The organism is Streptomyces uncialis, assembly GCF_001905345.1.
GTDB classification, from domain to species: Bacteria; Actinomycetota; Actinomycetes; order Streptomycetales; family Streptomycetaceae; genus Streptomyces; species Streptomyces uncialis.
The window spans coordinates 297,816-322,628 of the sequence record NZ_LFBV01000003.1 but is presented as its reverse complement, the minus strand read 5'-3'; the positions used below and the strand labels follow the sequence as shown (position 1 = coordinate 322,628).

Genomic DNA, 24,813 nt, shown 5'->3' with positions numbered 1-24,813 from the left:
CTCGCCCAGGGCCGTCCGTACCGGCACCCGACCGGGCCTGTACGGGTGCCTCAGCCCCGTGCCGCCGCGCCCCGTGCCGGGGGCAGCAGCTCACCGATCCGGTCGATCACCACGGCGGCCGACGGCATCGCCGCCATCTCCTCGGCGACCTCCCGCGCCGCCCGGCCGTGGGCCGGGTCGCGCAGTACGGCTTCCAGCGCGGCCGTCACCGCCTCCGGGCCGAGCGTGTCGATGTCGAGGGTGGGGCCCGCGCCCCGCTCGGTCACCGTCCGGGCGTTGCTGACGTTGACCGTGCCCGGCATCGGCAGCGACACCTGGGCCAGCCCGGCCGCGAACGAACTCAGCATCGTTCCCGAGCCGCCGTGGTGCACCACCGCCGCGCAGCTGTCCAGCAGCTCCCGCAGCGGCACCCACCGCTCCGGCCGCACATGCGGCGGCAGCGACTTCGGCAGCTTCGGCAGCTCGGCGTCCGCCGTGAGCAGCACCAGTTCCGCGCCCAGCTCCTCGGTGGCCAGCACGATGTCGCGGTACAGCGCACCCTCCCGGGTCATCGTCGCGGCCGACCCGCAGGTGGCGGTGACCCGCGGCCGGTCACCCCGCTCCAGCGCCCAGCGGGGCAGGTCACCGCCGTTGTTGAAGCATCCGTAGCGCATCCGCAGCACATGCTCGGGGCGTCCGATGTCGGTGGGTACCTCGGTGAAGTTGGACAGCGAGGGCGGCAGTACGTCGATCTCGATCTCCGCCTCCCACACCTTCTCCACCCCGGCCCGTGCCGCGTGCGGGGCCAGATGCTCCAGGGCGGGTCCGAACGTCGGCAGCGGGGTGCCGTACCCGTGCAGCACCGCCGGGACACCCACCGCGCGGGCGGCGATCAGCGCGGCGGAGTGGATGCCCGGGTACACCACCGCGTCCGCGCCCCAGGTCCGCGCGATGCCGATCAGATCGTCCAGCATCCGGGCCCCCACCTCGCCGAACGCCCGCCCGTGCACGGCGAACGCGGTCGCGTCGTCCGCGGCCGTCCCGGCCTCGCCCCGCTCCAGCATGCGCAACAGGTCCTCGTACGGCTCCCGCGCCCGCAGCCTCTCGCCCGCCTCGACGGTGACCAGCCCGGCCGCCCGCGCGGTGCGCGCCGCCGGGCCGCCGGTGGCGACCAGTACCTCGTGGCCCGCCGCGAGCGCCGCGTGCGCCAGCGGCACCAGCGGCATCAGGTGCGAGGAGACCGGCATCGATGTGAACAGGTATCGCATCATCAGCTCCTTGCCGCCCCGGCACGGGGCGGCGCGTAGGGCAGTCCCGCCGGATCGGCGGTGAACTCGGGCGGCAGCGAGTCGGGCACCCGTTCACCGACCGCCGCCTCGGCCAGCTCGGTCAGATAGATGCCGTAGTCGGTGTCCGTGTGGTCATGGCTCAGCCGCCGCAACTGATCGGCGCCGACGAAGCCCATCCGGTACGCGATCTCCTCCAGACACGCGATCCGTACGCTCTGGCGCTTCTCCAGGATCTGGATGTACTGCCCGGCCTCCAGCAGCGCGTCGTGCGTGCCGGTGTCCAGCCATACGAACCCCCTTCCCAGACGCACCAGTTCGGCACGGCCCCGCTCCAGGTACACCTGGTTGATGTCGGTGATCTCCAGCTCGCCGCGCGCCGACGGGGTCAGCCCCCTGGCGATCTCCACGACGTCGTTGTCGTACATGTACAGCCCGGTGACGGCGAGCTCGGAACGTGGCCGTTCGGGCTTCTCCTCGATGCTCAGCAGCCGCCGCCCGTCCTCGGCGACCTCGGCGACGCCGTAACGCCGCGGGTCACGCACCGGGTAGCCGAAGATCGTGCACCCGTCCAGGTTCCGCGCCCGGTCACGCAGCAGCGCGGAGAAGCCGGGGCCGTGGAAGAGGTTGTCGCCCAGCACCAGCGACACCGAGTCGTCCCCGATGTGCTCCTCCCCCACCAGGAACGCCTCGGCGATACCGCCGGGATGTTCCTGCTCCGCGTACGTGAAGCGCAGCCCCAGACTGCCGCCGTCACCGAACAGCGCCCGGAACATGGGCAGATGGGCGGGGGAGGAGATGATGAGGATGTCCCGTATCCCCGCCAGCATCAGCACCGACAGCGGATAGTAGATCATCGGCTTGTTGTAGACCGGCAGCAGTTGCTTCGAGAGCACGCCGGTCAGCGGCTTGAGCCGGCTGCCCGACCCGCCGGCCATGATGATGCCCTTCATGTCGACTCCTCCTTCTCCCGGACACCCGGCGAAGAGTTCCCGGTAGACGTTCCGTACCTCGGCAGCAGACCGCGTTCCAGCGCCTCGGCGAGCGGCGGCGCGGCACGGTCCTGCTCGGACATCACCGGTTCGGGGTGGCGGGGCACCGGAAGTCCCAGCACGGGATCGAGCACCGAGACGGCCAGCTCGTCGCCCGGCCGGTACGGGGTGGACATCAGATAGACCACGGTGGTGCCCTCCGTCAGCGACACGAACGCGTGACCGACACCCGGCGGGCAGTACACGGCGCGCGGCCGGGCCGCCGACAGCCGTACCGCCTCCCAGCGGCCGAAGGTCGGCGACCCGGCCCGTACGTCCACCACCAGGTCCAGGGCCTCACCCGCCGCGCACAGCACGACCTTCGCCGTGCCGGACAGGCCCCGGGAGTAGTGCACCCCGCGCACCACCCCCGCGTGGTTCACACTCAGCCCGCTGCGCACCACCCGGAACCGCGGGGCCCCGGGCAGCTCCGCGAAGCCGCCCTCCTCGTACAGCGGGCAGAACGCGCCCCGCCGGTCGGGGAAGAGCGGTGGGACGATCTCCAGCGCGCCCTCGACGGCGAGTTCCCGTGCTTCCATACGACGGCCTCCCTGCGCTGTGGATCGGGCTCCTGGCACCTCCGGCTGCTCAGTGCGCGAGCCCGAGACGGTCGAGCACCGCCCGGCCGAGCACCGTCGTGGGGTCCCCGAGGTCGAACGGCAGATCGAAGTGGTCGCGGCCCCTGACGACCAGGTCGTCGACGGCCAGGCCGCCCATGGCCCTGCCGTCCGTGGCCGGACCGGCGTTCGGTGAGCCGTCTGGGGCCGAGCCCTGGCCCTCACGGCCACCGGCACCACCGGGCCCGGTCATGGACGACTCCCGGCCACCGGCGCCACCCGGCCCGACCCCGGACGACTCCCGTCCGCCGTGGCCACCGGCCCCACCACCCGCCCCGCCGACCGCCCCACGCAGCATCGCCGCGAACGCGTCCTGCTGCCGGGCGTACTCGTCCGTCTCGTGCTCGCCCCGGGCCAGCAGCACCCGCCCGCCGCGCGGCGGCGCGCGGAACAGCGGGCTCTGCTCCCGGGCCTGCCCGGCCGTCAGTCCCAGCGCGTCGTTGACGTAGCTCCCGACCACCGGTTCCAGGTCGTACAGACCGCTCAGCAGGAACAGCCCCGCCAGCGGCAGCCCGTCCGGACCGCCCGCCGCCATCGCCACCAGATGCGCCCCGGCCGAGCTGCCCGCCGCGAACACCGCGTCCGGCCGCCCGCCCAGCTCGACCGCGTGCTCACGCACCCACGCCAGCCCGAGCTCTACCGAGGCACTCAGCTCCGTCAGTGGCCGCTCGGGGGCGAACCCGTATCCCAGGGCCACATAGCCCGCCCCGGCCCCGACCAGCGCGGGCGCCGCGAAGCAGGCGTCCTCCTTGCTCGACTCCTGCCAGTGCCCGCCGTGCACGAACACCACCAGCGGCGCACCCGCCCGGCGCGGGGGGAAGTGGTGCAGCCGCTCCGCCGGATGCGGCCCGTAGGCGATGTCGGCCCGGTACGCCAGCGACTCACGGGCCGCCGCGCTGCGGGTGCGGTACGCGGCGAGCGTGCCCGGCGCGTCCCTGGCCCGGGTGCTAGGCGACAGCTCCCGGTCGATCCGGCTCCGTGCCGTGCCGACCGCCTGGCGGGCGTCGCTCACGGCGCCCGCCGCACGCCGCCGACCACACCGTGCGGGGTCCAGCCCGCCGATACGGTGCGCCCCACCTCGGTGAAGCCCGCCTCGCGCAGCCAGCCCTCGACCTGTGCCCACCGGTAGATGGTGGAGTGCCGGAAGGGCAGCGTCGTGAAGTAGACGTTGTCGAGCGCCGCGTACAGCGGTCCCGACCCGTCGTCGTCGCTGAACGCGTTGAACACCAGGACCCGGCCGCCCGGCTCCACCGCCTCGTACGCCTTCCGCAGCAGCGTCACGTTCTGCTCCGGCGACCAGATCACCAGCTGATGCGCGAACAGCACACAGTCGTGGCCGCCGGGGTACGCGCCGGTGAAGATGTCGGCGGCGTGCGTCTCGACGCGGTCCGACAGACCGGCCTCCCGGATGTTGCGCTCGGCGACCTCCAGCGCGCCCGCCCGGTCCAGCACCGTCACCCGCAGCGACGGATGCGCGCGGGCCAGGGCGATCGCGTTGACCGCGTCACCGCCGCCCACGTCCAGGACCCGGCGGGTGGCGGAGAAGTCCGTCTGCTCGACCAGCACCGGATTGGACAGCCGCGACCAGGAGTGCATGCAGCGGTAGAACAGCTCCTCCAGCCCCGGCACCCCCGACAGCCGGGTGTACAGATCGCGGGTGGTGCCCGGGAAGTGCCGGATACCGGCGTTCTCTCCGGTGCGCAGCGACTCCGTGTAGTCCCCGGCGGGCAGGTACGACACCCGGTCCTGGAACTCCACGATGTCCCGCAGCACCGGCCACAGCCCCTCGCGGAACCCGGCGGCGATCGACGGCCCGTTGCGGTACGTCCCGTCCACGGCCTCGGTGAGACCGAGCGCGGTGGTGCCCAGCAGCAGCACGTCGGCGGACCGCCGGGCGATCCCCAGTTCCTCCGCCACCCGCTCGGCGGACAGCGGCCCCTTCGCGTCCAGCAGTTCGAACAGCCCCAGCTGCGAACCCGCGTTCAGCTGCTGGAACGCCGCGTACCCGAACAGCACCGGCACCAGCCGGCCCAGCTCCTCGGCGGAGCGCGCGTCGTTTCCGCTCACGAAGCGCTCACCGCCCGCGAGCGCACGGTCGGTTCGGGTACGGGGACGACGAAGCCGCCGCCCGCGTCGAGAAAGGCCGATTCCTTGCGCATGATCTCCTCGGCGTAGTTCCAGGCCAGCAGCAGGTAGTAGTCCGGCTGCCGCTCCACGTCCTCGGGCGCCAGCACCGGCAGATGGGTGCCCGGGGTCAGCCGGCCCTGCTTCTGCGGGGTGGTGTCGGTGCAGAACTCCAGCTCGTCGCGGCCCAGCCCGCACATGTTCAGCAAGGTGGTGCCCTTGGCCGACGCCCCGTACCCGGCGACCCGGCTGCCACCGGCGACCAGCCCGCGCACCAGCTCGCGCAGCCCGTCGCAGGTCCCCCGCACCCGGGCGGCGAAGTCCTCGTACACCGCGTCGGTGAGTAGACCCGCCGACCGCTCGTGCGCGATCAGTTCACGCACCCGGTCACCGGTCGTACGCGTCCCCTCCGCGAGACCCGCCGACACGAGCACCGAACCGCCGTGCACCGCCAGCCGTTCCACGTCCACCGTGCGCAGCCCGTGCCGGGCGAACAGTGTGTCCAGGGTGCTGATCAGGAAGTACGAGAGGTGCTCGTGGTAGATGGTGTCGAACGCGAGCCCGTCCACCAGGTCCACCGCGTACGGCACCTCGATGGTGAACAGCCCGTCGTCGGCGAGCAGCGCGCGTACCCCCGCCAGCACATCGGCGACATCGTCGATGTGCGCGAAGACATGCCGGCCCAGGATCAGCTTCGCCCTGCCGTGCTCGGCGGCCACCGCTCCCGCCGTCACGGAGCCGAAGTACTCCGGGACCGTCGGCACCCCCCGGTCCTCGGCGATCGCCGTGAGGTTGCGCGCCGGATCGACGCCGAGCACCCGCGCGCCCACCTCCTGGAACGCCAGGAGCTGGTCACCGGTGTTGCTGCCGAGCTCCACGACGAGATCGCCGTCGGCCAGCCGCGCGCCCTCCGAGCAGAGCCGGACCACCGTCCGCATATGGCGGGCCATCGTCTCCGAGTCGGAGGTGACGTAGGAGTAGGTGCGGTACAGCAGCCGGGGATCGACGACGGCGGTCAGGCTCAGCAGCCGGCACCCCCGGCAGGAGATCACCTCCAGCGGGTACGACTGCTCCTGGGCGGCCGAGTCGGCCCCCTCCAGGAACCCGTTGGCGAGCGGTACGTCCCCGAACGAGATCACCTGCTGCCACTCCTCGCCGCCGCAGACCCGGCAGGCGGTGACGAAACGGACGTTGTCGCTGGTCATGACCGGTCCTCTCGATCGGTGGCGCGCTCCGCGCCAGCAGTGGTCCCCGTACGGAAGGAGGCGAGCGCCTCCACCACCCGCCCGGCCTGCGCGTCGCTCAGCTCGGTGTGCAGCGGCAGCCGCACCAGCCGGTCGGCGATCCGCTCCGACACCGGGCAGCCGCCCGGCGCGCTGCGCCCGTAGCGCAGTCCGGCGGGCGAGGTGTGCAGCGGCAGGAAGTGCACGCTGGCCCGGACGTCCCGCTCCGCCAGATGCTGGAGCAGCGCCGTACGGTCCTCCTCGGACGGCAGCACCAGGTGGTACAGATGCGCCGAGTGCTCGCGGTCGGCGGGCACCGTCGGCAGCGCCACCCGCTCGTCGGCCGCCCATCCGGCCAGCCCCGAGTGGTAGGTGTCCCACAGCGCGTGCCGCCGCTTCTGCACGGCGTCGAACTCCTCCAGCTGCGCGGCCAGCAGCGCCGCCAGCACCTCGGGGAGGATGTAGCTCGAACCCAGGTCCACCCAGCGGTACTTGTCGACCTGCCCCAGGAAGTACTGGTGCCGGTCGGTGCCCCGGTCGCGGATGATCGTCGCCCGCTCGACCAGCTCCGGGTCGTTCACCAGCAGCGCGCCCCCCTTCCCGCAGTGCACGTTCTTCGTGGCGTGGAAGCTCTGCGCCGACAGCGTCCCGAAGCCGCCCAGCGGCCTGCCCTGGTACGTGGCGCCGAGACCGTGCGCGTTGTCCTCGATGACGGGGACGCCGTACGCGTCGGCGATCCGCTGGATCTCCCGCATCTCGCAGGCCACGCCCGCGTAGTGCACCGCCACGATCGCCCGGGTCCGCTCGGTGAGCGCCGCCTCCAGCAGCGACTCGTCCATGTTCAGGGTGTCCGGATGGCAGTCGACGAACACCGGCACCGCACCGCGCATCGCCACCGCGCTGGCCGTCGGCGCGAACGTGAACGACGGCATCACCACCTCGTCGCCCGGGGCAAGTTCCAGCAGCAGTGCCGCGATCTCCAGGGCGTGGGTGCACGACGGGGTCAGCAGCACATGCGGCGAGCCCGTGATCCGGGCCAGTATCTCGGTGGCCCGCGCGCTGTAGGGGCCGTTGCCGTCCAGGTCCCCGGACGCCAGTACCTGCCGCAGATAGTCGTCCTGCCGCTCGGCGGTGTGCGGGACATGGAACGGCACCGCCCTCGGCGGGGCGGGGGCAAGGCTCATCGGGACAGCTCCAGAAGGGTGAAGTCGATATGGACCTGGGACGTGTCGTCGGCGTGCGCCGCGTACACCGGGGAGTCGCCCATCTCCTGCGCGGGGACCGAGAAGGACTCCTGCCGGTGGACGCCCACCGTGAACCCCGCCTCGCCGGCCACCTCGCGCAGCCGCTCCGCGCTGCCCATCGCGAAGCTGAACCCGAGGAACAGCCGCCCTCGCGGCGTCAGCCGCTCGGCGGCCCCGGCGAGGAACCGCCGGTGCATCGCGTACCCCGGGTCGAAGAAGTGGTAGGCGAGCGCCGACTCGTGGCGCTGCTCGGGCGGTGCCTCGATGAACGGGGAGTTCCAGAAGATCAGGTCGAAGGACTCGTCCGGCTCCAGCGCCGCGAACAGATCACTGGTCTTCGCGGTCACCCGGTCGAGCACTCCGTGCCGCCGGGCGTTCAGCTCGGTGGTGCGTACCGCCGCCTCGTTGATGTCCAGCGCGGTCACCTCCGGGACCCCGGCGAGCGCGGCGATCACCGAGGCGACACCGCAGCCGCAGCCCATCTCCAGCATGCTGGTGACACCTTCGTGCGGCAGCGCGGACGCGAACATCCCGGTCGCGTAGTTGTACTCGCCGCCGAGCACCCCGCCCAGCTGGGTCCACTGCCGGTCCAGCAGGGTGAACTCCAGCTCGCGGTCCTGCTCGGCGATGGCGTGTGCGTAGGCGTCCTGCCCCATGACGAGGCCGAGTTCGTTCATGACGGGGTTCCTCCGGTCGGGGGTGCGGTGCGCTTCGTGCGGTGAGGGGTCGCTTCGGACGGAGAGTTCGCGGGGGGAAGAGACTCGGGAGGGAAGGGTCCGGACGGGCGGGGGCTCGCGCGGGGCGGGGCGGGCGGAGGCGGGGGTGGCTGTCACAGGGCCGAACGCATGGTCCACAGCTCGGGGAAGAACCGGTGCTCGTTGACCGCCCGCAGCCAGGCCGCGCCGTCGCTGCCCCCGCTCCCGCGCTTGCCGCCGAGCATCCGTTCCACCACCAGCAGATGGGCGGCCCGCCAGTGCGAGAACTGGTAGGCCACCTCCAGCAGTTGCTCGGCGAGGTCGTACACCGTCCGGAACTCCCCGGGAGCGCGGTAGACGGTCGTCCAGACCTTCTCCACATCCAGGTCGGACGTGTACGGCGCGCTCGGGTCCCGGTCCGTCAGACGCTCCGGTACGGGCAGGCCCGCGCGGGCCAGGAACCGCAGCACCTCGTCGTACAGGCTGGGCCGTTCCCACTCGGCCCGCAGCTGGGGGAACGCGTCGAGGTCCGAGGTGCGCACCATCGTCAGATCCCGGTTGCCGAGCGCGAACTCCAGCATCCGGTACATGAACGACTGGGTGCCCGACGCCTGCCCCAGGATCTCCCGGAAGCCCAGGAACTCGTCCACGGTCAGCGCGTTCATGCTCTCCCAGGAGGAGATCAGCACCCGCTGGCTGCGCACCGCCCGTCCCAGCGCGCGGCAGGCCGCCTCCGGCCGGTCCTCCCGCAGCCGCGCCCGCGCCTGGTCGACCTCCAGGTACACCATCCGGAACAGCAGTTCCTTCACCTGGCTGATCAGGATGAACGACATCTCGAACGGTGAGTCCGTACGAGGCTCCTGCAAGGAGTGCAGATCGTCCATCCGCGCGTAGTCGACGTACTGATTGTCGTACGGGCATCCCGCGCCACTCATCCGGACATCTCCTTCCTGACGTCCCCGAGTGCCGTGACCGCGTCGAAGACATCGGTGTACGACACGTACAGCCCGTTCAGACACAGCCGCAGCAGGTCCGGCGGCCGGGCGTCGGTGACGATGCCGCGCTCCATCAGCGCCGCCGACACCGAGGAGGCCTCCGGACACCGCAGCGCCAGATGGCTGCCCCGCCGGTGGTGCGCGGCGGGCGTCACCACCTCCGGCCGGGCCGGGGCAGGGAGGCGATCCGCCAGCAGCCGGACCAGCAGGTCACCCAGCCGCAGGCTCTTCTCCCGCACCGCCGCCACCCCGGCCCGCTCCAGCGGCACCAGCGCCGCCTCCAGCGCCAGCAGCGACAGGATGTGCGGGGTACCGGTACGGGCCCGGTCGATACCGGGCGCGGGCACGAACTCGTCCGCCATGTCGAACGGCCGGACATGCCCGTGCCACCCGGTGAGCGGCAGATCCAGCCTGTCGTGGTGGCGGGCGGCGGCGTAGAGGAACGCGGGCGCGCCGGGGCCGCCCGAGAGGTACTTGTAGCCGCAGCCGACGGCCAGGTCCACCCCGGCGGCGTCCACCTCCACCGGTACCGCGCCCGCCGCGTGACTGAGGTCCCACACCGCGATCCCGCCCGCTGCGCGCACCTCGGCCGTGGTCCGTACGAGGTCCCACAGCTCACCGGTACGGAAGTCCACCGCCCCGCACAGCACCGGGCCGACCTCGCCCCGGTGCCGGGCCAGCACCCCGGGCAGCCCGTCCACGGTCGTCTCGACCAGCCGCAGGCCCAGCGTCCGGGCCACCGACGCCGCGAGATAGCGGTCGGTGGGGAAGTTCGCCGCGTCGGACACCAGCACCGTGCGCTCCGGGCGCAGCCGGGCGGCGGCGGTGAGGGCGTTGAACAACTGCACCGATGTCGACTCGCCCACCACGGTCTGTCCGGGCCCGGCGCCGATCAGCCGCCCGATCCGGTCGCCGACCCGCACCGGCGCGTCCCACCAGCCGTCCTCGCTCCAGCCGCGTATCAGATGCTCGCCCCACTCACGCCGTACCACACGGTCCAGCGCCTCCGGCACACCACCGTGCAGGGGGCCCAGCGAGTTCCCGTTCAGCTGGATCACCCCGGGGGGCAGATCGAATTCCGCGCGGAAGGAGGAGAGCGGGTCCTCGGAGTCCTGTTTCTCGGCCCACTCACGAGTGGATTCCATGGTCGTACTCCCTTCGGACACCAGCATTCGAACACCGGCGGACACCGTCGGCGCGCACTGCCAGGATTTCTGACTTCACTCCCGTCAAAGGGTCAACTCTCCTTTTGTCAATAGAGCTTCAAGGAACCTGAAAACCTGTGCAGAGGCGTTCAAGGTTCCTTGAGGAAACATTTCGAGGAGGGTTGGAAAGAAAACCTCCGAATACCCTTGGTGAGATGGGCCGGACAGCGCCGGGAATCCGAATTCCGGAATCGGCGCGGCTACCGGAACACATGGACGATTCGAAGAGAACGCCTGGACGAAGGGAAGAAATGGACAGGGAAACGGGACCCGACACCACCCGTCCGGTACGCACCCACCCGGCGGGCACCCCGTGCACGGGACCGCGGTGCCGGACCGGCTCCGGGCACGCCGCCCGCGCCGTCACCGGCACGGTCCTGTGTCTGACCTGCCGCACCCGCCTCGCGGACGCCCTCGCCCGGCTGCCCGCCCTCTACCAGGAGTGCGGCGAACGCCACTTCCGCGCCCGCACCCCCGCCTGGGCCGAGGCCCCGGGCCCGCGCAGGCCACCGACCGGACCGCTGCACGTACCCGCCTCCGACGTCCGGCACGCCGTGCTCGGCGTGCTCGCGTGCTGGGCCGGGACGACCGTGCAGAAGACCGGGGTACGTGCTCCCCGGCGGGCCGTCGGTGATCTGTGTGTGTTCCTCCACCGCAACCTGGGCTTCCTGGTCCGCCACCCGGCGGCCGGCGAGTTCGCCGCCGAGGTGGCCGATGTACGGGACCGCGCCGAACGCGTCGCCCGGCCCGAGCGGACAGGCCGTACGGCCGTCGGCCCCTGCGCGGAACCCGGCTGCGCCGGACGGCTCACCGCCCGCGCCGCCCGCGACCGCGACGACCCCTCCCGGGTGACCTGCGACACCGACCCGGCACACACCTGGAGCGGCCCGGAATGGCTCTCCCTCGGCCGCCGCCTCCAGACCGCCGACACCTCCGGCGAGCGGCCCGCCGCGCCCCGGGCGCCGCTGCCCACTGCTGCGGTAGCCGTCCGTACGCCGCGCTGGCTGCGCCAGGAGGACGTCACCGCCCTGTGGGGCGTGCCGCGCGGCAGCGTCTACCGGCTGGCCAGTGAGCAGGGCTGGGAGCGCCGCCGCCTCGACGGACGCACCTACTACGCGGCGGAGGACGTCCGCCGGGCCCTGGTCCGTACCGAGGGCTGACCCCTACGCGTGAGGTCGTCGGACGAGGCGTCGCGCGGTCCCCCGCCCGGCAGAGCGCCGCGCGGGGGTTTCGCGGTCCGAGGGGCGGCGCGGTTCAGGTGGCCGCTCGTGACGGGTCGTTGCCGCGCCCACCGTTCGGGACGGTCGTTGCCAGCAGCCCGGTGCGGGCCGGTCGTCGCTACGGGAGCTGTCCGACGGCGGCCGGCGGTACGGCGAGTTCCCCGGTCAGTTCCTGTGGGGCCCGCCCGCCGACCGTCGCCCGCAACGCGCCGCTGTCCGGGTCGACGCCGACGGCGCACTCCAGCTCGGCGGGCCGCCCCATCCCGGCGCCCTGCTCGATCCGGAAGTCCGTCCGCCCGTCCACCGCGCCCAGCTCACCGAGCCACACGCCCAGCGCCAGCCCCAGCGACGCGCACGCCGGGTCCTCGTCGATCGCGTACCCGGGGGCGAACAGCCGGGCCGTCGCGATCCGCGCCGTCCCGTCCCAGTGGAAGACGAACAGGTCCGGCAGCCCGCTCCCGGACATCGCCGCCACATCGGGCCGTGCCGCCCCGACCGCCTTCTCCCGTACCGGCAGCAGATGGAACAGCGGTCCGAACCCGGCCGCCAGCACCGGCCCTTCGCCCAGGTCCCCGGCGGTCAGCCCCACGGCCGCGAGCAGTGGACCGGGCGCCAGGGCGGCCACCGGGGGCGGCCCGGTCGCGGTCACCGTGGCGCGCTCGCCGTCCGCTTCGAGTTCCAGCAGCTTCCCGCCGCGCTCCTGCACCACCCGCCCGGACGGCAGCCGCCCGGACCGCACCAGCGCCACCGCGGTGCCCACCGCGGAGTGTCCGCCGAACGGCGACTCGCCCCGCCGGGTGAAGACCCGCACCCGGTGCGTGGCGCGTGGCACGGTCGGCGGCAGTACGAACACGGTCTCGTCCACCCGCAGTCGGCCCGCGATCCACTCCATCTCCCCGGTGGACAGCCCCTCGGCGTCATGGACCACGGCGAGCGGGCTTCCGCCGCCCGCCCGGACCCCGAACATCCCGACCACTTCGTAGTCACGGGGACTCGTCATCGGGTGCCGTCCTTTCCCAGCCCGGCCGCCGCCGCGAACTCGTACAGCACGTCCTCCCGGCCCTCGAAGGGGAAGTCGGGCCGGGGCCAGTGGACCACCAGATCGGTGAAGCCCGCGTCCTCCAGCATCCCCGTAGCGTCCCGCCAGCTCTCGACGGACTCCAGGACGCCTCCCACCGAACCGCCGGTCAGCAGCAGCCGCCGCAGACCCGCCGGGTCACGGCCCTGCGCCACGCACGCCCTGTCCAGCTCGGCGAGCTGTTCCTTGAGCAGCGGCACCACCCGGTCGTAGCGCTCGCTCTCGAACATGTTCGGCGCCCCGCTGGTGACCCAGATGTCGGCGTGCCGCGCGGCGAGGGCCATACCCCGGGGCCCGGCGGCGGCCACCGCGAGCGGTAGCCTCGGGGCGGCCAGGCACTCAGGCTTCACCACGACGTCCTCGACGGTGTACCACTCGCCGCGGAACGTGGTCCGCTCCTCACGGAGCAACCCGTCGAGCAGTTCCACGAACTCACCGAACCGGGCCGCCCGCTGGCCGCGCGACAGCTGCGGATCGTTCCGTATCCGGGAGTCGTACCCCTCGGCCCCCGCACCCACCCCGCACACGATCCGGCCCCCGGAGATGTCGTCCAGGGACAGCAACTCCTTCGCGAAGTTCACCGGATGACGGAAGTTGGGGCTGGCCACCAGGGTCCCCAGCGCGATCCGTGAAGTCGCCCCGGCCGCCGCGGCCAGCGTCGGCACGGCGGCGAACCAGGGCTTGTCGCTGAACCACCGCCACATCAGATGGTCGTACGTCCAGGCGTGGTCGAAGCCCAACTCCTCGGCCAGAACCCAGCGTTCGCGGGCCCGGGCCCAACGGTGCTCGGGCAGGATCAGCACTCCGTGGCGCATACGCGCGGCACTCCTCTCGGCCAGCGGTTCGTTCCCGCGCCGGTACGCGCGGGGACGGAAGCGGAAGGGCCGGATGACCGCGCTGATCGCCCGGCGCTGTCCGGTACAAGCCCGACCGTCCGGTGCGGGACCCAGCGGTCCGGCACATGCTCAGCGGCCCGGCACAGGCTCAGCCGTCGGCCGACGCGGCCGTCGTCGGGTCGGCCCCGGCCGCCACCTCGGCGGCGTGCAGCCCCGCGACGGCCAGTACGGAACCGAGCCGGCGCTCGCACCCGGCCACCGACCCGTTCCACACCTCGGGCTCCTCGCCGTCGTCGGTGCGGCCCAGCGGGTACAGCCCGTTGACGGCGAGGTCGAGGGCCACCGCCCGCAGCCTGCTCAGCAGTTGCGCGGCCACGGCCTCGTCCGTCACCTGGCCGCGCAGGGTCATGAAGAAGTTGTCGTACAGCACGGCCGTCCGCTCGGAAGGCCGGACCGGGCTCTCCGCCATGGCGTGCTGGAGCAGCGACCGTCCGCCCGGCACCAGCCTGGCCGCGACCGTGTCGTGCACGTCCTGGTGGGCCTCGACCGCCGCGCGCAGCCCGGCCGCCCGGTCGTCGTCCAGCCACGGCACCGACCGCCCCCGCATCAGCCCGCGGACCTGTGCGAAGTCCGGTGCCCAGGTGCCGCTGAAGCCCCGGTGCTGGAGGAACATCGCCGAGCGGATCAGCGTCCCGTACAGCCCGCGCGGACACGAACCGCTGTACAGCAGCATCGCGCAGTACCCGTGGGTGTAGGCCTCCAGCCGGGCCATCGCCGCGGACCCGGGCACGACATCCCGGTCGCCGCCCTCGTCGAGCACCCGGCCCAGCATCCGCCACAGCGCGAACGTCACCTGGTGCCCGGTGATCCACCGGAACCAGAACAACTGGTCGTACGAAGGCGCCGTGGGCACTTCGAGCCGCGCGGCCACCGGCCCGCTCCCGGTCAGCGCCAGCAACTCCCGGCAGATCTCCTCCGGCGCGCGTCCGGGCAGTTGGGGCCGACGGTCGGACGCGGTCCGCGCGTGTCCGGCGGGCGGCATGACCAGCGGCTCCAGCCCGTACGGGAAGTCCCCGAAGTCCCAGTCGCCGACGCGGACCGCTCCGGCCGTGGGGGGAGCGGCGAGAAGGCTCATCGGCCGGCCTCCGGACGGTTCCCGTCCGGCACATGGGTGAACTCGTACTCCAGCCCGTTCACGTCGAGGACGTACAGGCTGAGCACCCCCTCGTCGTCGACCACGATGTCGGTGGGCCGCTCGTCGCGGGCGAAGACGAACCGCCCGGAGTCGTACAGCTCGTTCCACCGGTCCCTGAAGACCTCCAGGTCCCCGGGTCCGTCGACCCGCAGACAGACGTGCTGGAACTGGTACCCCCTGGCCTCCGGCACCGCCCGGGTGTGTCCGGCCCGGTCGAAGAGATGGAATCGCAGATCACCGACCGCCACCTCGACCAGCCGCCCGATCCCCGGCAGCCTGCTGAGCGTGAGCGGGGAGAACCGGTCCAGCTCCCATATCCTTTGGGCGCCGAAGAACTCCACGTACCAGCCCAGCGAGTTCTCCAGGTCGTCCGTCTGGACCCCCACATGGTCGACGACCGGCCGGATGATGCGCGCGGGGGGTTCCGGAACCGTCGTCCGCGCTGTGGTCTCTGTCAAGGACATCTCTGCTGCCTTCCGGATTCTCGGGGGACAAGCGGACGGCTGCGGAACAACGGCCCCCCGCCCGTGCGGAACACCGCATGTGAAATGCGGTGGCGCGCGGCCGTGAGCGGCACGCGCACTCCTTATGGGAGCTGGAGCGATGGCGCGCGGCGGCCGGGTGAATGGGGGCGCGAAAGGTCCGTCGGCCTCAAGCCAGCACAATGGCGAGACTACGAAAAGCTATCTTCGGCCGCTCGCCACCGTCAACGCAGAAAGCACAGAACCGCATGAGGGGTTTGTGAAGTCCTCTACAGAGGAACGTGTGAGGGCATCCACGGCCGCCCGGAACCCGGCGGACCGTTTCCCGCTGTCCGCCCCCTCGTTCAGGAAGACATGCGCGCCACACACACCCCAGAGACCACAGGCGTCCCGGACGCCCCGCCGATCCTCGTCCTCGGCGCCACCGGTTCCGTAGGAGGCCGGCTCGACGCCCAGCTGCGGAGCCTGGGCGCGACCACCCGCCCCGCCGCACGGCACACCGCGATCCCCTTCGACTGGGACGACGACTCCACCTGGGAACCGGCCCTGCGCGGCATCCGCCGGATGTTCCTGATGGCCCCCGACCGCGTCCCCGTCAACCCCGGCTTCGTCGCCCTGGCGGCGGACCTCGGGGTGGAGCACCTGCTGCTGCTCTCCAGCCGCGCCATCGAGGTCATAGGAGATCAGCGTCTGCTGGACGCGGAGGACACCGTCAAGGAGTCCGGGACCGGCTGGACGATCCTGCGGGCCGACTGGTTCGACCAGAACTTCGACGAGGGCCCCTTCCTCGACTCCGTCCACGCCCAGGAACTGGCGATGCCGATGGGCGACTGCCGTCAGACGTTCGTGGACCTGACCGACGTGGCCGCCGTGGCCGCCGTGATCCTCACCGCCCCCGCCACGGAACACCTCCGTCGCACCTACGAGGTGACGGGCCCGCAGGCGCTGACCTTCGCCGAGGTCTGCGCGATCATCGGCGACACCACGGGACATCCGTTCAAGTTCCACGGCGACCCCGGGAGCTACCGCGCCGCGCACACCGCCTTCGGCCGCCCCGCCGAGGAGATCGAGCGGGAGCTCACCGCCTACACCGCCCTGCGGTCCCTGGGCGACTCGAAACCCGCCGACACCGTCCCCCGGCTGACCGGCCGCCCGGCCCGCACCTTCCAGGAGTACGCGGCGGGGGTCACCGCTTGGAGCTGACCCCCGCCGGGGCGGCGGGCAACCACGACATCGTGGAGCCCGCCGACGCCTGACGGCGGAGGTACGGAAGCCGTCGGCGTCCCGTACCCACGGGACGCCGGTCGCATCTCACCGTGCTGTCAGCGCCTCGCCCGAACTCCCCGCCGGGTCGCGCCTCCGCCGCGGACCAGGCTCGACAGGGACAGCCGCCCCGGCCCGAAGAAGACCAGCAGCAGGAAGCCCCAGCAGAACAGCGCCGGGGCCAGGCCGCCGTTCTGGAGCGGGAAGAGACCGTCCTGCTGGTGCTCCGTGAAGTACGCGAAGGCCATGATCCCCGAGCTGACGAACGCCGCGCCACGCGTCGCCACTCCGAGGAGGACGAGAGCACCACAGACCAGCTCGATCACCCCCGCGTACCAGAACGGCCAGTCGCCGACGGGGCTCCTCGGCCGGTCCAGCACCCCGAAGACCGTGGCGGCGCCCTCGCTGGTGAACAGCAGACCCAGGACTACACGGAACAGCCCGAGGACGAGAGGCTGGTGACGGGAGAGTCTGTCGCTCAAGGGGGATGTGCTCATCGGCGGGTGCTCCTCGGATCGTTCGGCGCCTCCCTGGGAGACACGGGGCGGGGCCGACGGACGAGAGCCCTCCCGCACTTGCCATACGTGCGCACCGGACGATCGGTTCAGCGGAACCCCTGCCACCCGACCGGTGTGGGGCATCGTCCTGTGCAGGGCGGTTCGCCTCGCCGCGTCACCGGACCGGCCCTTCGCCCTCAGCTTGAGGTCGCCGCGATGGTCTTCCGGAACGCTGTGCCCTTTCTGTGAGCCGGAGATGAACCACGGCTTTCGCGGTGCCATCTTCCGTGGCGAAGAGGCCGCTTGGCCTCGCTCCGCACCGGGGCGAGCTCATCCACCGGAGGACAACCTCATGCAGAGACGACGACTCGTTCCCGTGCTGGCGGTGAGTGTCATGGCCACCCTGGTCCCCGCCGTGACCACCACCGCGACAGCCGCACCGGCGCCCGCCACGAGTCCCCTGGCGCGGTACGCCGAGCAGAACCCCACCTGGAAGCGCTGCGACCCACGACTGCCGGCCGCCTTCCAGTGCGCCAAGGTCAAGGTTCCGCTCAACTACGCCAAGCCCGGCGGCAAGAAGCTCGACATCGCGATATCCCGCTACCGCACCAGTACGCCGGGCAAACGCCACGGAGTCCTGCTCTCCAACCCCGGCGGCCCCGGCGGTCCCGGGATCACCTTCCCCCTGATGCTCCACGCCGAGCTGCCCCGGTCCGTGCGGGAGCGGTACGACCTCATCGGCTTCGACCCCCGTGGCGTCGCCATGAGCTCCCCGGTCACCTGCGGGCTCTCCCCGGCCGAGTCCCGCTGGCCGCGTGTGTACAAGGCGAGGACCTACGCCAGGGACGTCACCACGGCGAAGGCGGTCGCCACCAAGTGCCGCGCGCGGTCCGGGGAGAAGCTGCCGCACATCACCACCCGCAACACCGCCCGGGACATGGATCTGATCCGTACCGTCCTCGGCGAGAAGAAGCTCAACTACCTGGGCTACTCCTACGGCACCTATCTCGGCGCCGTCTACACCCAGATGTTCCCCAAGCGCACCGGCCGCTTCGTCCTCGACAGCGCCGTCGACCCGGGGCGCGTCTGGCGCGGCATGATCCAGGGCTGGGCCGAGGGCGCGGAGCCCGCGTTCCGGCGGTGGACGAAGTGGGCCGCGGAGCGGAACCCGGTCTACGGACTGGGCGACACCCCCCAGAAGGTGAGCAAGAGCTTCTGGGACCTGATCGCCCGCGCCGACCGGCAACCCTTCGAGTACCAGGGCGAAATGCTCGACGGCGACAGGATACGCACCTACATGCGGTTCTCGACCTTCGGTGTCGAGTACGCCAGCACACTGGTCGTGGAACTCAAGAAGGCCGCCGCCGGGCAGCGGACCGCCCTCGCTCCGACCGCGCGGCGCGCGCTGCCCGCCTTCGCCGAGGAGACTCCGGCGGACAACTACAACGCGTCGTTCTGGGCCGTCGCCTGCGGTGACCACTCCGCCGCCTGGCCGAAGAACCCGGCGCAGTACCGCAAGGACGCGGTCCGGGACAAGAAGCGCTACCCCCTGTACGGGGACTTCGCGTCCAACATCATGCCGTGCGCCTTCTGGAACAAGTCCCGTGAGCCGGTGACCAAGGTCGACAACAGGGTGCCCTCCCTGATCGTCCAGAACGAGTGGGACTCCCAGACCCCGCTCGTCGCCGCGAAGGGGCTGCGCCGCGCGCTCAAGGGCTCGAAGATGGTGACCGTCAAGGGCGGCGGGGGCCACGGGGTCTACCTCTCCGGCGGAAGCGCGTGTGCTGACGCGGCAGTGGCGTCGTACCTGCGGACGGGGAAACTTCCGGCGAGCGACACCACCTGCGCTCCCAGCACGCCCCGCACCTCGCGGACCCAGCAGTCCCCGCTGCCGCAGCACCCGAACCGCTTCTGAGCCGTCCCGCCCGGGGTCCGGGGGCCGCACGCCATGCGGCCCCGCAGTGGCCCTGATGCCCGTAGCCGTGAGGAGCCCCCGGCCCGCGTCGGTCGCGGAACGCGGCGGGTCCGCGACCGGTCCGCGAACTCCGATATGCGTAGGGGCGTGCGACCCGAGACATCGCCTCGCCGGGTGCTTGCGATAAGCGGACAAGCCGGGCCGCCGGATCAGCGAGTGACCGTGGGCGGACCCGGGTGCCGTTGTCTGTTCGACGGGTATAGGCAGCTTCATCATGACTTGGGATATTTGTCGGCCGCGCCTTCCCGTTCCTGCCTCACGGGTGAGCCACCATGAGCCCCTGGCGCGCTCGCCGGTCCGCCCTGGCTGCCGGTCGCCGTAGCGCGGGGAGCATGGGCGAAGCGAGCGGAGGCGGCGGTGTGTTGAACGCGTGGACACCGATCCTGCTGCTCCTGGCGGTGGCCGTGACGGGGCTGGCGGTGCTCTACGGGGTGTCGACGTGGCTCGCGCCCGCCCGATCCGCCGTGGACGCCGACCCGTTCAGCGGGGGCCGCGCACCGGAGCAGCACGCCTTCTCACGGTTCCATGTGCGCTGGTACCCGATCACCATGATCTTCCTCGCCTTCGACATGGAGATGCTCTTCATGTACCCGTGGGTGAAGGTCGTGCCGGAGATCGGCGTCGCCGCGGTCGTCGAGATGTTCCTCTTCCTCGGAATCCTGTTCGCCGGTGTCCTGTACGCGTGGCGCGAGGGGGCTTTCCGGTGGACCTGAGAAGCCGGTTGCGGCGTATGGCGGTGCGCAGCCCCGTGGCTCTGCCGGCGGTCCTGCCCGGAGCGACGCAAGCGCGCCTCGGCGTCGAGGCGGAACTGCGTCGGCGGGGCTGGGAGACCGCACAGGCCCCGGCGGCGGCGGATCTGCTGGTGGTCTGCGGCAGTCCGTGTCCGGAGGAGGACCGGCGGCTCGACACCCTGCTACGGACCATGTCGCAGCCGGCGGCACGCGTCGATGTGACACGGCCCGAGCATGCCGCACAGGCTCTGGACGAGGGCTTCGCCCTGCTCCGCGACAGAGCGGCCTCGCGTGCCGAATCCCCCCTGGGACACGAGGACGCCACCGACGGAAAACACGACGCGCACCCCGCCAAGGGCACCGCACCCGCAGGGCCCGCTCATGGGCCACATCATGACCATGCAGGTCCAGGTCACCCCGGGCAGGACGCACCCGGCGGCCACTCGGGCCATGAAGGGCACACGATGTCCACGGTGGCGGGGCTGCCGATGGCCGACCGGGCGGCCGACCGGGACGGGCTCAGCCTGGACCGGCTGAACCTGCCGCTGGGCCCCGTGCTGGCCGACTGGCCCGCCGGGCTGATCCTGCGCTGCGCGTTGCAGGGCGACATCGTCCAGGAAATCCATGTGGACCGTCTCCCTGGTCCATCGGACGGCACCTCCTTCTGGAACGAACCCTGGTCGCGGGCGGCTCGGGGCGAACCGGTCGAGCGTGGCGCCGCGGCCCGCCGCCGCTGCGCGGCCCATCTGGACAGCCTCGGCCGCCTTCTCTCGCTGGCGGGCCGGCCGGACACGGCGGCGCGACTGAGGCACCTGCGGGACGAGGTACTGGCCGGCGCGCCGTCCGGGCACTGCGGTGAGCCGCTCCAGGCCCTCACGAAGCGGGTCGAACGCTCGCGGACGCTGCGCTGGGGCCTCGCGGGTCTGGGAAGGCTGTCCGCGGAGCGGGCGCGGCAGCGGGGAGTGACCGGTCCCGCGCTGGAGGCGGACGGCGATGTCCACGACCGGCTCCTGACGTGGTCGCGGGAGGCCCGCCGGGCGGTCCGGGACTTCGACGACGGCCGCCCGCTGTCCACCGGGCGGCTGATCGGACCACGCGGCACGGTCGAGGGGACCGTACCTCCCTCGCAGGCGCTGCTCGACCTTCTTCCGGAGCTGCTGACCGGTACCGAACTCGGCTGCGCCCGGCTCATCGTGGCGAGCCTGGACCCCGATCTGGACGAGCCCGTCGCCGTACCCGCGACGGAGGGCGCGCATGCCTGACGCCGCTCCCCTGTGGGCGACGGTGATCCTGCCGGTCGCCCTGGTGTCCGTCGCGGTCGTCACCGCCGGGTTCGACGCGGTGCTGTCCGCCGCCGCGGTGCGAGGCCGCCCGGGGTCGCCGCGCGAGGTGGGTACCTGGGCGGCGTCTCCCCTGCGCGAGGCGTTTCGGCTGCTCGCGCAGCAGCCACGCCGGACCATCGCGGCCGATGTCGCGCTGGGCCGGATCGGGGTGGTGCTGGTACCCGTGGCGGCCGTACTGGCGGGAGCGGTACTGCCACTCGGGTTCCGCCCGGTGAGCGACCCGGCCGTCGGCATCGTGTGGTTCAACGCGATGGAGGCACTGGCCTGGGCGGCGGTGTGGCTGACCGGGTGGGGCCCGAACTCCGCGCTGTCGCTGATCGGCGGCTACCGCTTCCTCGCGCAGGGCCTCGCGTACGAACTGCCGCACATGTTCGCGATCACCACCGCCGCCCTGGGCGCCGGGTCCCTCCGGGTCGGGGAGGTCGTGGCGGCGCAGGACGGCCTGTGGTTCGCGGTGTGGATGCCGGTCGCGTTCCTCGTCTATCTGCTCAGCGCGATGGCGATGTCCTTCTGGGGACCGTTCGGGCATCCGCTGGGCAGGGACACCGCGGGCGGGGCGGCCATGGAGCTGTCGGGTGTCGACCGGCTGGTCCTCCTGGGCGGCCGGTGGCTGCTGATGGTCGTGACCGCGGCCGTCAGCGTGCCGCTGTTCCTCGGCGGGGGCAACGGCCCGCTGCTGCCCCCCTGGGCATGGACCCTGCTGAAGACCGCGCTGGTCCTGGCGGCGCTGGTCGCCGGGCGCAGGCTCCTGCCCACCCTGCGGATGGAGCGCTACACGGAGTTCGCCTGGCTGGTGCTCGTACCCGCCACGCTGTTGCAGGCCCTTGTCGTCGCCGTCGTCGTACTGAATCGCTGAGAGGAAGTGCCATCCGGTGACCGAGGACATCGTCTTCTGGGTGCTCGCGGTCCTCGCCGTCGCCTCCGGCGTCATGGTCTTCCGGTTCGACTCCATGGCCCGCGCCACATACGCGCTGCTGCTGTCGCTGCTCTGCGTCGGCGGTGAGGTCCTGCTGCTGGGGCTCGACTACCTCGGCGTGGTCATCGTGCTGATGATGACCATCGAGATGGCCCTCATGGCCGTGTTCATGGTGATGTTCATGATGAACCCGGCCGGCCTCATGCCGATGTCGATGCTGCACAACAAGAAGGGCGCGGCCGTCATCTGTACGACGGTGTTCGCCGCACTCGCCACCGGAATCCTCCTCGCCCGATGGCCGGCCCGGCGGGGCCGTCCGCCCACCGACCCCACCATGTCGCTCGGTATGTCGCTCATGGGGCCGCAGATGCTCACGATGGTGACCCTGGGCATGGCCCTCTTCGCCACCATCGTCTCGACCGTCGTCCTGTCCACCCGGCGTGGCCGCTACGACCGGTTCGGCGACGATCTGCGCACCCGCCCCGCCGACGACCCGGTCCCGGGAGGCGGGGGCCGGTGAGCCTGGACCTGCTTCTGCTGCTCGCCGCCGCCCTGTTCAGCATCGGACTGTTCGGCGCGCTGACCCAGCAGTCCGTCGTGATGCTGATGATGGGCCTGGAGCTGATGCTGGGAGGCGTCATCGTCGGCGCGGCGGCGATCTGGCACTTCCTCACCCCCGACGCGGCGGACGGGCAGGTCCTGGTCGTCCTCGCGGTGACCGTGATGGCGGTGGAGATGGCCGTCGGCTTCGCGGTGGTCACCGCGCTGTTCCGGACGCGCGAGATCGACACGACCGACATGGCGGCGGAGCTCAAGAAATGAGCGCGCTGCTGTGGGCGCTGATCGCCCTGCCGCTGACGGTCGGCGCGCTGCTGACAGCGGCCGGACGGTATGCCGACCGGGCCGCCCCGGCGGTGGCGGTCGCCTGCGCCACCGCGACCCTCGGTCTCGCCGTCGCCGCCGCCCTGCGGCACCCCACCGCCGAGGCGCCCCTGCTGGAGCACCTGCCCGTACGCCTGGCGGTGGACGGCCTGTCCGGTCTGACGGCGGTGACCGTGGCGGCGATCACCGCGGCCGTCCTGCTCTTCAGCGCCGGCGACATCGGCCCCGGGGAATCCCGCGCCCGCTTCTTCGGTCTGATGCTCCTGTTCAGCGGCTCGATGCTCACCACGGTCACGGCCGCCTCCCTCCCCGTCCTGCTGATGGCATGGGAGGTGATGGGGGCCACCTCCTGGGCACTCATCGGCTTCTGGTGGCGCGACCCGGCGCGCGGACGCGCGGCGAACACGGCCTTCCTCACCACACGCGCGGCCGACCTCGGGCTCTATCTGGCCGCCGGCGCGGCCCTGGCCGGCGGCCAGGCGAACGCCCTGGCCCTGGACGGACTCTCCCGCACCGCCGAACCCTGGCTCTCCGCCGTCACCGCCGGGGTGATCGTGGCGGCCCTGGGGAAGTCCGCCCAGCTGCCTTTCAGTTTCTGGCTCTCACACGCCATGCGGGGGCCCAGCCCGGTCTCCGCGCTGCTGCACTCCGCGACCATGGTGGTGGCCGGGGCGTATCTGCTGCTCCGGCTGGAGCCGCTGCTCAGCGCCTCGGGCTGGGGCGGCCCGGCCGTCGCGTGGACCGGCGCCGCCACGGCGGTACTGCTCGGACTGGTCGCCGTCGCCCAGACCGACCTCAAGCAACTCCTCGCGGCGTCCAGTTGCGCCCAGATCGGCTTCATGGTGATGGCGGCCGGGACGGGGTCCGTCACCGGCGGGACCGTACAGCTCATGGCCCACGCGGCGGCCAAGAGCCTGGCGTTCCTCGTCGCCGGTGCCTGGCTCACCGCCCTCGGCGTACGGACCCTGCCCGCCCTGCGCGGGTCGGCCCGCCGCCATCGGACGGCCGGCCTCTCCTTCACCGTGTCCGCGCTGACGCTCGCCGGGATTCCGCCGCTCTCCCTCTGGGCGGCCAAGGACCTGCTGCTGGCGGGCGCGCTGGCGGAGAGCGCCTGGCTGTACGCGGTGGGGCTGGCGGCCGGGGTGATCTCCGCCGTGTACGCGGTGAAGGCACTCTGGTTCGTATGGCGTCCGGCACCCGTGCCCGGCAGCGGCGTCCCGAGCGTGACACCCGTGTCCGGCACCGGCCTTCCGCGCCGCGAGTCATCCGCGTCCGCTACCCACCTGCCGGACACGGCACCCGCGCCCGGCAGCGGCCGTCCCGGCCGGCCAACTGTGTCCGGCAGCGGCCCTCCCGGCGAGCCACCCGCGCCCGGCACCCAGCTACCCCGCATGCCGTCCGCGCCCGGCAGCCGCCCACCCGGCGAGCCGTCCGCCTCCGGCACCCGGCTGCCGCGCGTGGAGGCGCCGCCGTTCGTCCTCCTCGCCGTCGCATGCGTCGGCCTCACCGCGCTCGCCGTGCCTCCGGCGCGGGACGCGGTGGCCCGGGTCCTCGGGGGCGCGACGCAACCGGTCCCCGTCGCCTGGGAGTTCGCCCTCTCCGGTGGGCTGGCCCTGCTCGCCTCCGCCATCGTGTGGACCTGGGGCGCCCCCGCCCTCGGAGCGCCGTGGACCGACTGGCTCCGCCTGGAAGCCGCGGCACGACTCCTCCTCGTACGCCCCACGATCCGCGTCGCCCACGCCCTGGCCGTCTTCGACGACCGGCTCCTGGACCGGGCCGTCGACGGCGTGGCGCGCGGCGTCCTCGCCCTCGCCCGGTGGACCGACCGCCGCGTCGAAACGGGTGTCGACCGCGCCGTCGAAGGCGTCGCGTCCGCCGCACGCGCGCTCGGCCGATGGGCCCGCGGACCGCAGAGCGGACAGCTCCACCAGTACCTCGCCCAGACCGTCGCCGCGTTCACCGTCCTCGCCATCGCACTCGTCCTCGTGAGGTGACC

24 protein-coding genes are annotated in these 24,813 nt (G+C 72.4%); 9 read left to right on the top strand and 15 right to left on the bottom strand.

Annotated features, from left to right (window positions below; translation table 11 throughout):
- Positions 1-50: 50 nt before the first annotated feature.
- The 10 genes from AB852_RS15420 to AB852_RS15375 all read right to left on the bottom strand — a co-directional run bounded on the left by AB852_RS15420 (position 51) and on the right by AB852_RS15375 (position 10,339).
- Positions 51-1,247, bottom strand: coding sequence for a glycosyltransferase (locus AB852_RS15420; RefSeq protein WP_073788421.1), 1,197 nt, complete (start codon positions 1,245-1,247; stop codon positions 51-53).
- Between the two features lie 2 nt (positions 1,248-1,249).
- A complete protein-coding gene (rfbA, locus tag AB852_RS15415; protein WP_073788419.1) occupies positions 1,250-2,218 on the bottom strand; it encodes a glucose-1-phosphate thymidylyltransferase RfbA in 969 nt (322 codons plus the stop codon).
- Positions 2,215-2,835, bottom strand: coding sequence for a dTDP-4-dehydrorhamnose 3,5-epimerase family protein (locus tag AB852_RS15410; RefSeq protein WP_073788417.1), 621 nt, complete (start codon positions 2,833-2,835; stop codon positions 2,215-2,217). Before AB852_RS15410 ends, rfbA begins: the two co-directional genes overlap by 4 nt.
- Positions 2,836-2,884: 49 nt before the next feature.
- Positions 2,885-3,925: an alpha/beta hydrolase gene (locus AB852_RS41345; protein ID WP_073788414.1), complete on the bottom strand. Its 1,041-nt coding sequence runs from the start codon at positions 3,923-3,925 to the stop codon at positions 2,885-2,887.
- Positions 3,922-4,980, bottom strand: coding sequence for a methyltransferase (locus tag AB852_RS15400; RefSeq protein ID WP_073788412.1), 1,059 nt, complete (start codon positions 4,978-4,980; stop codon positions 3,922-3,924). Before AB852_RS15400 ends, AB852_RS41345 begins: the two co-directional genes overlap by 4 nt.
- A complete protein-coding gene (locus AB852_RS15395) occupies positions 4,977-6,242 on the bottom strand; it encodes a class I SAM-dependent methyltransferase (protein ID WP_073788410.1) in 1,266 nt (421 codons plus the stop codon). The genes AB852_RS15400 and AB852_RS15395 overlap by 4 nt, the downstream gene beginning before the upstream one ends.
- The gene (rffA, locus tag AB852_RS15390) at positions 6,239-7,444 is read right to left on the bottom strand and encodes a dTDP-4-amino-4,6-dideoxygalactose transaminase (protein WP_073788408.1); all 1,206 of its coding nucleotides are present in this window, start codon (positions 7,442-7,444) and stop codon (positions 6,239-6,241) included. The genes AB852_RS15395 and rffA overlap by 4 nt, the downstream gene beginning before the upstream one ends.
- Positions 7,441-8,181, bottom strand: a complete 741-nt coding sequence (locus AB852_RS15385; protein ID WP_073788406.1) for a methyltransferase — start codon at positions 8,179-8,181, stop codon at positions 7,441-7,443. The genes rffA and AB852_RS15385 overlap by 4 nt, the downstream gene beginning before the upstream one ends.
- Positions 8,182-8,333: 152 nt before the next feature.
- Positions 8,334-9,134 carry a tryptophan 2,3-dioxygenase gene (locus AB852_RS15380; protein WP_079184629.1) on the bottom strand — a complete coding sequence of 267 codons (801 nt, stop codon included), beginning with the start codon at positions 9,132-9,134 and terminating at the stop codon, positions 8,334-8,336.
- The gene (locus tag AB852_RS15375; RefSeq protein ID WP_079184628.1) at positions 9,131-10,339 is read right to left on the bottom strand and encodes a kynureninase; all 1,209 of its coding nucleotides are present in this window, start codon (positions 10,337-10,339) and stop codon (positions 9,131-9,133) included. The genes AB852_RS15380 and AB852_RS15375 overlap by 4 nt, the downstream gene beginning before the upstream one ends.
- Before the next feature lie 311 nt (positions 10,340-10,650).
- Between AB852_RS15375 and AB852_RS15370 the strand changes: the two genes are divergently transcribed.
- A complete protein-coding gene (locus tag AB852_RS15370; RefSeq protein WP_073788400.1) occupies positions 10,651-11,559 on the top strand; it encodes a hypothetical protein in 909 nt (302 codons plus the stop codon).
- 178 nt (positions 11,560-11,737) lie between these two features.
- Here AB852_RS15370 and AB852_RS15365 read toward each other — a convergent pair whose 3' ends face one another.
- The 4 genes from AB852_RS15365 to AB852_RS15350 form a co-directional block, all read right to left on the bottom strand.
- The gene (locus tag AB852_RS15365; RefSeq protein WP_073788398.1) at positions 11,738-12,619 is read right to left on the bottom strand and encodes a PhzF family phenazine biosynthesis protein; all 882 of its coding nucleotides are present in this window, start codon (positions 12,617-12,619) and stop codon (positions 11,738-11,740) included.
- Positions 12,616-13,512: an LLM class flavin-dependent oxidoreductase gene (locus AB852_RS15360; RefSeq protein ID WP_073788396.1), complete on the bottom strand. Its 897-nt coding sequence runs from the start codon at positions 13,510-13,512 to the stop codon at positions 12,616-12,618. Before AB852_RS15360 ends, AB852_RS15365 begins: the two co-directional genes overlap by 4 nt.
- 169 nt (positions 13,513-13,681) lie before the next feature.
- Positions 13,682-14,668 (bottom strand): hypothetical protein, encoded by a 987-nt coding sequence (locus AB852_RS15355; protein WP_073788394.1) that lies wholly within the window; start codon positions 14,666-14,668, stop codon positions 13,682-13,684.
- Complete coding sequence (locus tag AB852_RS15350) at positions 14,665-15,192, bottom strand: VOC family protein (protein WP_073788392.1); 528 nt, start codon at positions 15,190-15,192, stop codon at positions 14,665-14,667. Before AB852_RS15350 ends, AB852_RS15355 begins: the two co-directional genes overlap by 4 nt.
- Before the next feature lie 372 nt (positions 15,193-15,564).
- Between AB852_RS15350 and AB852_RS15345 the strand changes: the two genes are divergently transcribed.
- Entirely contained in the window at positions 15,565-16,413 is an 849-nt protein-coding gene (locus AB852_RS15345) for a Rossmann-fold NAD(P)-binding domain-containing protein (RefSeq protein ID WP_073788390.1), read from the top strand.
- A 119-nt stretch (positions 16,414-16,532) separates the two neighbouring features.
- On the opposite strand, the gene AB852_RS15340 is transcribed toward AB852_RS15345, so the two are convergent.
- Positions 16,533-16,970: a DoxX family protein gene (locus AB852_RS15340; protein ID WP_073788388.1), complete on the bottom strand. Its 438-nt coding sequence runs from the start codon at positions 16,968-16,970 to the stop codon at positions 16,533-16,535.
- A gap of 352 nt (positions 16,971-17,322) precedes the next feature.
- Between AB852_RS15340 and AB852_RS15335 the strand changes: the two genes are divergently transcribed.
- The 7 genes from AB852_RS15335 to AB852_RS15305 all read left to right on the top strand — a co-directional run bounded on the left by AB852_RS15335 (position 17,323) and on the right by AB852_RS15305 (position 24,811).
- Positions 17,323-18,885 carry an alpha/beta hydrolase gene (locus AB852_RS15335; protein WP_073788386.1) on the top strand — a complete coding sequence of 521 codons (1,563 nt, stop codon included), beginning with the start codon at positions 17,323-17,325 and terminating at the stop codon, positions 18,883-18,885.
- 392 nt (positions 18,886-19,277) lie between these two features.
- Positions 19,278-19,658, top strand: coding sequence for an NADH-quinone oxidoreductase subunit A (locus tag AB852_RS15330; RefSeq protein WP_073788384.1), 381 nt, complete (start codon positions 19,278-19,280; stop codon positions 19,656-19,658).
- A gap of 17 nt (positions 19,659-19,675) precedes the next feature.
- The gene (locus AB852_RS15325) at positions 19,676-20,938 is read left to right on the top strand and encodes a hypothetical protein (protein ID WP_245876792.1); all 1,263 of its coding nucleotides are present in this window, start codon (positions 19,676-19,678) and stop codon (positions 20,936-20,938) included.
- On the top strand, positions 20,931-21,875 hold the full coding sequence (locus AB852_RS15320) for a complex I subunit 1 family protein (protein ID WP_073788381.1): 945 nt from the start codon (positions 20,931-20,933) through the stop codon (positions 21,873-21,875). The genes AB852_RS15325 and AB852_RS15320 overlap by 8 nt, the downstream gene beginning before the upstream one ends.
- A gap of 16 nt (positions 21,876-21,891) precedes the next feature.
- Positions 21,892-22,455: an NADH-quinone oxidoreductase subunit J gene (locus AB852_RS15315; protein ID WP_073788379.1), complete on the top strand. Its 564-nt coding sequence runs from the start codon at positions 21,892-21,894 to the stop codon at positions 22,453-22,455.
- A complete protein-coding gene (gene nuoK / locus AB852_RS15310; protein WP_073788377.1) occupies positions 22,452-22,757 on the top strand; it encodes an NADH-quinone oxidoreductase subunit NuoK in 306 nt (101 codons plus the stop codon). Before AB852_RS15315 ends, nuoK begins: the two co-directional genes overlap by 4 nt.
- Positions 22,754-24,811: an NADH-quinone oxidoreductase subunit 5 family protein gene (locus AB852_RS15305; protein ID WP_073788375.1), complete on the top strand. Its 2,058-nt coding sequence runs from the start codon at positions 22,754-22,756 to the stop codon at positions 24,809-24,811. The genes nuoK and AB852_RS15305 overlap by 4 nt, the downstream gene beginning before the upstream one ends.
- The last annotated feature ends 2 nt before the right edge of the window (positions 24,812-24,813 follow it).